A 12,257-nucleotide genomic window follows, 5' to 3' on the forward strand; every position below is an offset into this window, starting at 1 on the left:
GATATAGAAACTCGTTGGTTAGAGGGTTTAAACCTAATGTTAATGAGTTAGGTGGCTTTTTAACGGGCCAGACTGCCCTGTTTTCCGTGAGTTAGCTCGATACCGCTGTTCCGGATGTGTCGTCGTCTTGTTCCTGGAGTGTCGATGACTACGTTCCCAAAGGATCGACCTTGCGTTCCCGAAGGATCGAGCCTTGTTCCTGGAGTGTCGAAGGCTCGTTCGATTGTGTAATTTTTTCGGAGCAATTGAATCAGTTCGCTAAGGTTTGTCCGAAGGGACGTTCAATTGCGACAGATACTCAAGCGTCAAGCGGGAGGGACATTCACAAGCACGACACTTCGGGAACGGTTGGGCCAGTCTATAGCGATTTTGACGTACGCGCGGCTCCCTGCCGTCCCGGGACAAAGGCGGTTCGTAAGGCGAAGCAGTGTTAACGCCCAAGTTCGTGGCGGTGCTTTTCATGGTAACGCCGGACAAATCCGATGAACGCCGCCTGATAACTCACCGGCGTTCGGGCGCTGTCTGCCTCAACCCACGTGCGAAACTCATCGTGCAACGTCTGGTAATCCCATCCCGGGCATTCCGCGCGCAGCGTTGCCATCGTTGCGTCGGTAATTTCGCCAGCGGTCGCTCGTGTCGCCAGACTGGTCCGCGACCGTCGCAGCAGCGCTGTTACGTCAATTGTCTCATTCGCTTCGTTGGCCGTTGCAGCGGGGTTGGTTGACGTTGGCCTTGCTGCAGCGTTAGCGCCCCCTGCCCCGTGCGCCGCCACGGTCTTCAGCGGGCGCTCGACATCGCTGCGGCGTTGCATCCGCAGAGAGGGCTCCCGCTTGCCAGCTGGGGTCTCCAAAGCAAGCGCATAGCCCGGCAGCTCGTTGCGCTCGACGATCTTAGCGATCTCGAACTTGAAGCGGCGGTATTGACCTTCGGCGCCCGACTTCTCGAACAGCGTCGGCATGGCGATTGCGAAGCCGACCTCCCCTGCCCCGCCAGCATGCTTGCGCGCGACGCGGTACAGCCAGCGCTCACGCCCGCCGGTCAGGTCGAAATAGGCACGGTCGATCGACAGCACCCCGCCCTGCATCATCACGCCTTCCCAGAACCAGTTCGACACCTCGATCGTCATCCCACGAGACCGCTCGGTTTTTTCGTCGACCAGCTGCGTCCAGCCGTCCAGCCAACTGAACGTCGCCTCTCGGCGGTTCTCGGCGCGAATGTTGGTCTTGATCGTGGTCGACACTAGCCGGTCGAGCGCCTGGCCGAGCAGCTCATACGCGCGTCCGGTCGTAGGCCGCCCGATCGCGCGGAGCAGGTCGTAGGGCATAAGGTGGAGCTTGCGCGGAACGTCGTTGACTCCGCGCCGGGCCATGTCCGCAAGCACGCTCGCGCAATAGATTAATATGTCTGCATCCCAGATCGTCGCCATCCCGTAATCGGGGTTGCCCGAGACGTGCACCCACAGCTTGCCGTCAGGACTATGATAATCGATTGGTTTGACGCGCTTCGATTTGGCGAGGCTGAAGAACGGACGCTCCATCATCTCGCGCTGGTCGCGCAGCGGTAGGTCGGCGAGGTAGGGGAGGAGCAGGTCGAACCGTTCCGACACCCTCTGACGATCGGCGCGGGTCATGCCGCCATGCCCTGAGTGTTTCCCGGGGGAAACATCGTCGGGGCGGTGGCGGCAACCGTCCGCGTTGATATCGAACGCAGCATGTTTCCCCGGGGAAACACGTTCACCGCTGCAGTCCGCGGCCTTCGGCCTCCAGATGCACTAGCGCCTGCCGCAGCGCGTCGACCAGCTCGTCGTTCCCGGCGCCCGACCCGGCATGGAGCCGGATCGTCACGCCCTGTCGGTTGCTCGACTGGATGCTGAGCCCAGGGCGCCCATGCGGCGTGGTCCATGTGAACGGGGGCGCCGCGTCGGCGGGATCGTTCGACGCCTCGAGCAACCGCCGCAGCACGTCGGCAGCAGGGTAGGGGGCGCACCCCGATCGCGTCGTGCGGCCTGTTCACGCGCGAGATCTCGAGCAGCACTTTGAATGGCCTTAGCGGCAACCTTGTCGTCGAGCGCCTGCGCCAATGCATAGGCAGGTTTGAGTTGGACGTCGGCGGGGGAGGCGAACGCGGTGATCACCGCGTCGGGGATCTGTGCGACCTTGACCATCTTTGACAGCCAGCCCTTTGACACTTTGAGACGCTCCGCCATCCGCGTCAGGTGGTTGCCGTAATGCGCCTTGAGCGCCTCGGCATAATTTCGGGCACGCTCGAGATCTGACACATCTTTACGCGCGCGGTTCTCGAGATCGGCAAGCCGGAATGCGGCTTCGTCGTCAAGGTTGGCAACCTGCGCCACGAACTGCATCTCAGGATAGGAGTGCGCGCGGAGCCAGCTGATTGACCAGTGGCGTCGCGTGCCCGCAATTACCTCGAAGTCATGCGTAGGATCGCCGTTGACACGACGTACTACTGCAGGAACCTTTTGCCCGCCCTCGGCGATGATGGAATCGATCAGCTCGCGGCAGCCTTCTTCTGTCAGATGCTGGTAGCTACGCGCATTACCCGGCCAGATCCGTACGCGTGCGGGGTCAAGCAGCAGCTGCGTCACTTGTCGCACTTCCCCGCTGGTCACGCGCGCTAGCGCAGTCTCGCGGTTGAGCAGTGTCGTCCCACGTGTCCGTTCGGGCGCGGGCGGGGCAGGGGCGCGCCGGTGTCGATTTCGGCTGGTTCGTCGGCCAGCAAGGCCGCGAGATAGTCGGATTGCTTACGCGCCATGCGGCACCTCCCGCATTAGACTTGTTAGGAACGTTGCCGCGCAGGACAGCGCCATTTCTGGCTCACGCGACATGGAGTAGATCCTCCTCGCGTGCGGGCTCGACCCGGCCCCAGCCTTGCCGGACGAGCTGCTCGATTTGCCCCATGGCCTCGTCAAGATTGGCACGGCAGCGCTTGTGCGTCTTGGGCGTACCGATCGGGCGTTCAAGTTCGTAGATCGTCATCATCCGCATCGCGGCATGGCTTATCTCGGCGGATTCCAAGATCGGCACCGGGAGTAAGGCTGGACCGAAGCTCTGTTCCATGATCGTGCGGACCATCGCGTGGCTGGGATCGTTGCTGTCAAACTTTGAACATATAAGTCGGAGGAAGCTGTATTCGACCTCTATTCCGGCATGCGCGAGCTGCTGCAGCACCTGGTTCATCATCGACAAAAATTGGACGGTTGAGCAAAAATCGGGCGTCGTCGCGGCAAGCGGGACGAGCAGCGCATTTGCCGCCTGCATCACCGCGAGGCTGATCGTCCCGAGAGCAGGTGGGGGATCGAGCAGTACCACGTCGTAATTGCGCGCGAGATCGGCCAGCCCCTGTTTAAGCTTGCGGAAGCGGGCGGCGAGCACCGACTGCCCGTCCGATCCCGCCGCGGCGAGTTCATATTCGACGTCGAACAATTCGAGGTTCGATGGGATAAGGTCGACGTTGGGCCACGGCGTCGATTTGACCGCATACAGCAGGTCGGCCTGGGTCGGATCGATCGACAGATAGGGGTAGAGCGTTTCTTCTCGTGTGATATTGAAATGGGGGTTAAACCCGAACAGCGTCGTTGTCGTCGCCTGGCTATCGCAATCGACCACCAGCACACGGTACCCCTGCACCGCGAAATAATGCGCAAGGTGGCAAGTAACCGTCGACTTGCCCACCCCGCCCTTGAAATTCTGCACTGCGATGATCGCGGGGATATCAAGCGGCGCGCGGGCAGGAGAGGCGCCAAGCACCTCGCGCATCTGCAGCAGTTCTTCGACCGAATAGCCAAGTCTCCGCCCATTTTCACCCGCCGGGGCAGGGGGAGGCGACCATCATCCTCGGCCATGCGGATCCGGTTAGTAGAACAGCCAAGCAATTGCGCCGCCTCCGCGATTCCGAAGCGGACATTGAGGCCCTTCCGGCTTTCGGGCAGGAATGCCTTGCGCCGTAAGCGTTCGATCATCCGCTCCCCGGCGTCCGCAAGTTCACCGATATGGTTTACGATGGCATTCATTAACCGGTCCGATCGCTCATTTGAAGCTTTCGACCGTATTTATACGCGAATGAAATTCAAAACGTAAGAGTGCGGCGCAAAAGGTTTACGATGAGCCGGTATCGAGCATTAACGTGCTACGCTGCGATCTTGTAGGTACCTATCTGCACAAGAACTTACTCTCACCAGGAAGCAGAGGCGTAAAGCGGATCGCCGTTGGTGATACGTAGCGCGCCGTCGCCGCCTTGTCGCGAACGTGCTGATTTTCGCGACACGGAAACTGCTGCCGCTATTGGATGATATGTGCCGAAAACACCTGTTTGTCGCACAGCTGTGATTACGACTGGGTTTTCCGCGCACATGACCGCTGAACGGCGATAATGGAAAGGACTGCGGACCGTATGGCACTGCGGAACCGCATCCACGTACTCGGGGTAAAGACCGTCCTAGACGGTTTCAGCACCGGCTCCTCGAGCCTCGGCTATTTGCAGCACTGTCCGTTCGATAAGGTCAAGATCGACAAGACGTTTGTCAACGACATAATGGACAATGGCGTGGCGTTCGCCATCGTCGACGCAGTTCTGTTGCGCAACGAGAGCGTGAATATGAGGCTGTTGCACGGGGCGTTGAGACGGTTGATCAGTTCAAATGGCAACGCGAGCTGGGCTGCACCTAGGTCCAAGGCTATCTAATCAGCCGACCCCTGCCGATCGACGGCTTTATCGGGTCGGTGCTGCGGCGGTCCAGTTTTGGTAGATGATCTAACTCCAAAATGCGCTCTCGCGGCTGATGGCGCTCCATCGGTAGCCCTGTGCCCCTACAACCCCCGGCTACTATCCCCGCCCTCATCCATCGCATTCCAGTGGCGATATCAGCCAACGGCGAGTTTCCGCACAATCTGCCTTTTACGATAAAATCCCACAATGCGGAATGATAGTGCAGGTGATGAAAATAACGCTTGCAGAGTCAGAATGCTCGGGTTAGGCCAAGCTCAGATAGCAAAGACTGTCGTGCTAAATCACGTTTAGCCAAATATCGGGGAGCGATGCTGTATGAGATGCATTACCTAGACAAGTTGGCTCGCCGAGCGGTTTGAGCACTTCCAGTTCCATTACTGTTGGAAATAAATACTTCCGCGACGCAGGGATCTGCGCGTGTTCCGAAGACGAGGGGATGTACATGAATACGCGGAATCTCATGGCTACGCTACTGGCGACTAGCGGTATGGCAATTGCCGTACCGGCATTTGCGCGAGCTCAACAGGATGTCCCGGTCAGCGGCCCGTCGGTCAACGCGGCGCCATCGGCTTCGGCCGCGGATGCGCAGCAAGTCGGTCCCCAAGAGGCTCCTGCGCCCACCGAAGAGGCTGCCGACATCGTCGTCACCGGGTCCAGCATTCGCGGTGTCGCCCCCACCGGTTCGTCGTTGGTCAGCGTTACACGTGCGGACATCGTCGCGACCGGCGCCAGCACGACGACCGAACTGCTCCGCACTGTTCCCCAACTTGGCAGCTTTGGGGGAGTGGCGCAAACAACGGCCAAAACTCCGCCAACTTCGTCGATCAGCCTGCCATCCACGGCGTCGGCGTGGGCAACGGTGGCGGCGGGCTGACGCTCGTTCTCGTCGACGGACTGCGACTGCCGGGTGCCGGCATCAACCAGACCGCACCTGACCCCAGTGCCATTCCGCCATCCGCGATCGAGCGTGTTGAGGTCGTGGCTGACGGTGCTTCATCGATCTACGGTTCGGATGCTGTGGCGGGCGTCGTCAACTTCATCCTGCGCAAGAATGTGGACGGCGTGGAGACTGCGGGACGGGTCGGCTTCGGAGACGGCTACCGCACCTACAACGGCAGCATTCTTGCCGGCAAGAAGTGGGATACGGGCTCAATCCTCGCCGACTACGAATATTCGCAGAACACGTCGGTCAACGGCACCGAGCGCGATTATTTCGGCATGAAGACCTTGTCGACGCTGTGCAGCCCGGCAAACGTGACCGTCAACGGCGTGATTTATGGTCTGTCTGCGACAGGCGCTCGTGCCGGTGTGCCGAACCAGTGCGACATCAACAAAGCGAACGACCTGTACCCCGCGCAGCATCGTCATCAGGGCCTGGTCTCCATCCGGCAGGAACTGGGCAGCGGGATCGAAGTGCATGCACGTACGCTCTACTCGGCACGTGAACTGCGCTCGCGTCAGGCGATCTCCGGCGGTAACGTAGCGAGCGGCGGTCTCAACCTGACGGTGACGGGCGGACCTTTCTACAATGCCGTTGTCGCTTCCGGCGTACCTGCCGGCCCTCAGCAAGTGACGTATAACCCGTCGAACGATCTGGGCGCGACCGTCAAGAACCGCATCTCCACCGAGACATGGTCGACGAACGCGGGCATCGGCGCGGATCTCGGTGGCGGCTGGCGCGGTGCGATCGACCTGAACTACGGACGTGAACGCGACGACATCACGCAGCGCGGTATCGATCAGGCGTTGGTCACCAGTCTCGTGAATGCAGGCACCTACAATCCGTATGGTATCGGCGCCGCCAACGATCCGGCGCTGGTGCAGCGGGTAGGTAACTACCGCACACGCTATTTCGGCCAGCAGGAGGTGAAGGAAGCCATCGCGAAAGTCGATGGATCGCTTTTCTCTCTTCCTGGCGGCGCAGTGAAGGCGGCGGTCGGTGGCAGCCTGCGTGAGGAGCGCTTCTACGCCAATACCGATACCGGCCCTGATGGTGGCGCGATCCAGACCGAGGCGCTCGGCAAGCGAAAGAGCTATTCGGCTTATGGCGAATTGTTCGTGCCGATCTTCGGCGAAACGAACGCAACGACCGCGTTCCAGGCGCTTGATGTCTCGCTCTCGGCGCGCTACGACCATTACAACGACGTCGGCGGAACGACGAACCCCAAGATCGGCGTTAATTGGACGCCCGTCCGCGGGCTGGTGCTGCATGGCAGCTACGGCACTTCCTTCCATGCGCCGAGCCTTGCCGACGCCGGGACGGCTATCGACACCCGCGTCATCCGCTTCGCGGACTTCACCGGTTCGACGACGCCAGGGGCGTATTCGATCATTCTGGCGGGCGGGAACAGGCTTGAGCCGGAGACTGCGACGACGTGGTCGTTGGGTGCCGACTTCAAGCCGGCATTCCTGCCTGGCTTCAAGCTCACGGCGACCTATTTCAACATCGACTACAAGAACGTCATCACTTTCCCGGGCTTTAATCCCGTCAGCGAGCCTAACAATCCGCTGTTCGATCCCTATCGCACCTACGCGCCGAGCGTCGCGCAGGTCTTGGCTGCAACCAACGGGATCAGGCATGACGGTCTGTCCTATCCGGACGTCGCCGCACTGCCGACCGCGATCTACGATCTACGTCGCCAGAACTTCGCGCGCCAGAAGATCGACGGGCTCGACTTTGATGTCGGGTATGCACGCAGCACGTCGGCCGGAGACTTCAACGTCGGCGCATCGGGCACGTGGCTTTGGGGTTTCGATCAGCAGATCAACGGTAGCGACGTCGTCACGAGCCGCTTGCGGACCGGCTATGCCATCAACTTCAAGGCACGCGGACGGGTCGCCTATGCAAACGGCCCCGTCGATGGCGCAATCTTCGTCAACTACATCAACAAGTACCGCAACGTCGTCGATAACAGCCGGGTGAAGGCCAATACGACGGTCGATCTTCATCTCGGTCTGAAACTGCCGCTGGGCAACATCGTCGAGGACCCGCAGATCACGGTCGACGTGACCAACCTATTCGACAAGGACCCACCGTTTTTCTACGACGCCAGCACGTCTGCCTACGGGTTCGACCCAGCGAATGCGTCGGCGCTCGGTCGCATCGTTTCGGTCGGGCTACGCGGAAAATTTTAAAGCTCTCCCTTGGGTGGCGACGGTGTCGCCACCCTTTTTTGCGTCGGCGCGGCCGGCGCTACACATTTTTGCCTTCCCGGAGACCCGTATGATCCGCTTCGCCAGACAGTTGCTCATCGGGACGGCGGGTGCGGGTCTGATGCTTGGAGGTGCCACCCTGGCGTTCGCTCAAGCCAAGAGGACGCATCCTGCCGCGGCTGTCGTATCCGATGCCGACGCCCGTGCGAATGCCATCGTGCGGCACATGACGCTCGATGAGAAAATCGCGATGGTGCACGGCACTTTCGGCTCCACGATCCTGAAGACAAGCCCGAACGAGAAGCGCACCGGCGCCGGGCACGTGCCCGGTGTGCCCCGGCTCGGTGTGCCGGACCTGTTCGAAAGCGATGCCAGCCTGGGCGTCGCCAATGGCGGACAGATGCGAAAGGGCGACGTCGCCACGGCGCTTCCATCGAGTCTAATGACCGCGGCAACTTTCGATCCGCCAACAGCCTATGCTGGCGGCGCGATGATCGGGGCGGAAACGCGGGCCAAGGGCTTCAACGTCCTCCTCGCTGGCGGCGCCAATCTGGTCCGCGATCCGCGCAACGGCCGCAATTTCGAGTATCTCAGCGAGGACGTCCTATTGACGGGACGGATGGCGGGCGAAAGCATCCGCGGCATTCAATCGAACGACATTGTCTCCACAATCAAGCATTATGCGCTGAACGCGCAGGAGACAGGTCGCAACGTTCTCGATGCTCGGTTGTCCGAGGCGGCGCTGCGCGAGAGCGATCTGCTCGCGTTCCAGATCGCGATGGAGGTCGGTCGGCCGGGATCGGTCATGTGTGGCTACAACCAGGTTAACGGTCACTACGCCTGCGAGAACGCCGTGCTGCTGAACGACGTGCTCAAGCGCGATTGGGACTTCACCGGCTGGGTGATGTCGGACTGGGGCGCGGTACACTCGACTGCGAAGGCGGCGAACGCGGGTCTCGACCAGGAATCGGGGCAGGAGCTCGACAAACAGGTCTTCTTCGGCGCGCCGCTCAAGGCTGCCGTCACGAGCGGACAAGTATCGGCCGCTCGGCTCGACGACATGGTCCGGCGGATCCTGCGCACGATGATTGCCCATCGTCTGCTCGACAACCCCACACCGGTCGACCCGCAGCCGATCGACTACCGCTCGCATGCCGATGTCGCGCAGAAAACTGCTGAGGCCGGGATGGTCCTGCTGAAGAATGATCGAGGCGTCCTGCCTGCCGCTGCGACTGCGAAGCGAATCCTGCTTGTCGGCGCACATGCGGATATCGGGGTTCTGTCTGGTGGAGGGTCGTCGCAGGTCCGCCCAGCGAGCGGCGTCGCGCTCGAACTGCCAATGCCGGGAGGGGGCCCGCTCAGCGGCTTCATCAAGATCACCTATCATGCGTCATCACCGCTCGCGGCGATACGAGCCCGCGCACCGGGTGCCGAGGTTACCTATCTCGACGGTTCGGACGTTGCCGCGACTGCCGCTGCAGCGAAGCGTGCCGATCTGGTCCTGGTGTTCGCGCAGCAATGGCGGTCGGAAGCGGTCGATGTCGAAAGCCTCGCATTACCCGACGCACAGGACGCCCTCATCTCGGCGGTGGCCGCGGCTAATCCGAAGACGGTCGTCGTACTCGAGACCGGCGGCGCTGTGTCGATGCCGTGGATCGACCGCGTCGGCGCGGTGCTGGCGGCCTGGTATCCGGGCGAGCGTGGCGGGCAGGCGATCGCCCGCGTCGTGTTCGGCGACGTGAACCCGTCAGGGCGCCTGCCGATCACCTTTCCGGCAAGTGACACACAGGCGCCGCGTCCGGATATTCCTGGCCTGCAGCTGGTCAAGGCCGCCGCCGCGGAGGCCGCGCGCAAGCCGGTCAACCCGGACATCAGCACGGTCGACCTGACCGGAGGCGTGCCGAGCTTCCCGGTCGAGTATCCCGAAGGTGCCGACGCGGGCTATCGCTGGTTCCAGGCTACGGGTGCCAGACCGCTATTTCCGTTTGGCCACGGCCTTTCCTATACGACGTTCGCCTATCGCGGCCTTAGAGTAACGGGTGGCGACGCGCCGCGGGTCACGTTCACCGTGACCAACACGGGTCGGGTTCCGGGTGCAGACGTTCCGCAGGTCTATGCGACACGGCCCGGCTTCAACGGTGCGCCTGTTCGCCGTCTGGTCGGCTTCGAGAAGGTGACGCTTGCTCCTGGCGAGAGCCGGACCGTCCAGGTCGATGTCGATCCGCGCCTGATCGCCGACTATGATTCTGCCGGCAAAGGCTGGCATGTTCATTCTGGCGCGATGCCGATATCGGTCGGGCATAGCGTCTCGGACATCGCGCTGACCGGCACCGCCAGCATCAAGGATCGGCGCTGGACTCAATAGCTCATTTTTTGCGTTCGAGGTTCGATATGCCCTTCATTTGTTCGACACGGCCGTTGCTCATCCTGTGCGGCGCATCTGCGCTAGCGATCGCGGCGGGTGTTGCTGCACGAACTGCGCCGAGCGACTATCGTGACCTCAACCACAACGGCCGGCTCGACCCCTATGAGGACAACAAGCTACCGGCCGGGCGGCGGGTCGAGGATCTGCTTGGGCGTATGACGCTGGCCGAAAAGGCAGGAACGATGATGCACGGCACCGCCCCTGGTATCGGGGACGCGGTCGGGCATTCGAACGGTGGCTACGACCTAGCGAAAGCACGAGCGATCATCGTCGACAACGGCGTCACCAGCCTGATCACGCGTCTGTCGATGGCACCTGCCGACCTTGCCGAGCAGAACAACAGGTTGCAGAGGCTCGCCGAGCAGTCGCGGCTCGGCATACCGCTCACCATAAGCACCGATCCACGCAACCATTTTCAGGCCGTACTGGGCGCCAGCACCCGCGGGGGCGGGTTTACGCTCTGGCCCGAGACGCTCGGCCTGGCCGCGCTCGGCGATCCCAGCGTGGTGCGGCAGTTCGGCGACGTCGCACGGCGTGAATATCGCGCGGTCGGCATACACATGGCTCTGTCGCCGCAGGCCGACCTCGCCAGTGAACCGCGCTGGCCGCGCGGCACAGCGACCTTTGGGTCCGATCCGGTCAAGGTCTCCGCGCTCGTGGGCGCCTATATTCAAGGCTTCCAACACGGCAGCGCGGGTGTCGCGAGGGACGGTGTCGCGACGGTCGTAAAACACTGGGTAGGCTACGGTGCGGAGCCGCAGGGTTTCGACGCGCATAATTACTACGGCCGCATCGTCCGGCACGACGACGCCAGTTTTGCCCGCCACGTCGCGGCGTTCGACGGCGCGTTTGCCGCGCATGTCGCGGGCGTCATGCCGACCTATCCGATTATCGCCGGTGTCACTCTGAACGGTCGGCCGCTGGAACAGGTCGGCGCAGGTTTCAGCCCACAACTGCTCACGGGACTGCTGCGCGGCAACAAGAAATTCAACGGGCTGATCCTGTCGGACTGGGGGATCACCAACGACTGCCCAACCGCATGTTCGGCACCGACGCGCGAGCGCCCGCAGACGCCTGCCGCGATTGCAATGCCATGGGGCGTCGAGGCAATGACCAAGGTTGATCGCTTCGCCAAGGCAGTGGACGCTGGAATGGATCAGTTCGGTGGGGTCGACGATCCCGCGCCACTCATCGCCGCGGTGGCCGCTGGCAAGGTGACGCCAGCACGTCTCGACGAGTCCGTCCGGCGAATACTGATGCTGAAATTCGAACAAGGGCTTTTCGACAATCCCTATGTTGACGCGTCAGCCGCAGCGACCACGGTCGGCAATGCCACCGATCTCGCCGCGGCCGAAGCGGCTCAAAGAGCGGCTCAGGTATTGCTGCAGAACAGGAATGCGCTCATCCCGGTTCGATCGGGGCGCAGGGTCTGGTTGTACGGCGTGGATACGGCGATCGCACGGGCAACGGGGCTCATTGTCGTCGACGATCCGACGAAGGCCGAGCTCGCGCTGGTCCGACTGGGCACACCGTCCGAGAAGCTCCATCCCTATGCCTTCTTCGGAAGCCGGCAGAACGAGGGCAGGCTCGATTTCCATGCTGATGATCCCGGCTATGTCGCCATCTTGAGGGCGACAGCAGTGGTCCCTACGATCGTTGCGGTAGACATGGACCGTCCTGCGATCCTGACCAACATCCGCGACCGCGCTGCGGCTATGCTGGCGGTGTTTGGTGCCAGCGATGCGGCGGTGTTGGATGTCGTCACCGGCAAGGCGATGGCGCGGGGCAGGCTGCCGTTCGAACTGCCGTCCTCGATGGCGTCGGTGGCGCGGCAGAACCCTGCGCGATCCGACGATTCCGCCTCTCCGCTGTTCAAAGCAGGAGCCGGAATCGTCGAGTGAGCGCGGCGCGTATATCTCGGTTACGGAAGCGC

At 62.0% G+C, this 12,257-nt stretch carries 6 protein-coding genes and 2 pseudogenes; 5 read left to right on the forward strand and 3 right to left on the reverse strand.

Features of this window, described 5'->3' with window-relative positions:
* Positions 1–430: 430 nt before the first annotated feature.
* The 3 genes and pseudogenes from QP164_RS19530 to QP164_RS19540 all read right to left on the reverse strand — a co-directional run bounded on the left by QP164_RS19530 (position 431) and on the right by QP164_RS19540 (position 4,030).
* On the reverse strand, positions 431–1,630 hold the full coding sequence (locus QP164_RS19530; RefSeq protein ID WP_333924359.1) for a replication initiator protein A: 1,200 nt from the start codon (positions 1,628–1,630) through the stop codon (positions 431–433).
* Positions 1,631–1,733: 103 nt separating this feature from the next.
* Positions 1,734–2,772, reverse strand: a pseudogene (locus tag QP164_RS19535) (ParB/RepB/Spo0J family partition protein).
* 62 nt (positions 2,773–2,834) lie between these two features.
* A pseudogene (locus tag QP164_RS19540) lies at positions 2,835–4,030 on the reverse strand (AAA family ATPase).
* 380 nt (positions 4,031–4,410) lie between these two features.
* Between QP164_RS19540 and QP164_RS19545 the strand changes: the two are divergent.
* The 5 genes from QP164_RS19545 to QP164_RS19565 all read left to right on the forward strand — a co-directional run bounded on the left by QP164_RS19545 (position 4,411) and on the right by QP164_RS19565 (position 12,225).
* Positions 4,411–4,701, forward strand: a complete 291-nt coding sequence (locus tag QP164_RS19545; RefSeq protein ID WP_443027494.1) for an EAL domain-containing protein — start codon at positions 4,411–4,413, stop codon at positions 4,699–4,701.
* A 481-nt stretch (positions 4,702–5,182) separates the two neighbouring features.
* Positions 5,183–5,620 carry a hypothetical protein gene (locus tag QP164_RS19550; protein ID WP_333924362.1) on the forward strand — a complete coding sequence of 146 codons (438 nt, stop codon included), beginning with the start codon at positions 5,183–5,185 and terminating at the stop codon, positions 5,618–5,620.
* Positions 5,596–7,881, forward strand: a complete 2,286-nt coding sequence (locus QP164_RS19555) for a TonB-dependent receptor plug domain-containing protein (RefSeq protein WP_333924363.1) — start codon at positions 5,596–5,598, stop codon at positions 7,879–7,881. The genes QP164_RS19550 and QP164_RS19555 overlap by 25 nt, the downstream gene beginning before the upstream one ends.
* Before the next feature lie 88 nt (positions 7,882–7,969).
* Positions 7,970–10,264 carry a beta-glucosidase gene (locus QP164_RS19560; RefSeq protein WP_443027495.1) on the forward strand — a complete coding sequence of 765 codons (2,295 nt, stop codon included), beginning with the start codon at positions 7,970–7,972 and terminating at the stop codon, positions 10,262–10,264.
* A gap of 26 nt (positions 10,265–10,290) precedes the next feature.
* Positions 10,291–12,225, forward strand: a complete 1,935-nt coding sequence (locus tag QP164_RS19565) for a glycoside hydrolase family 3 protein (RefSeq protein ID WP_333924365.1) — start codon at positions 10,291–10,293, stop codon at positions 12,223–12,225.
* Positions 12,226–12,257: the final 32 nt, after the last annotated feature.

The sequence above is a fragment of the Sphingomonas sp. LR59 genome (assembly GCF_036855945.1).
Taxonomy (GTDB): Bacteria; Pseudomonadota; Alphaproteobacteria; order Sphingomonadales; family Sphingomonadaceae; genus Sphingomonas.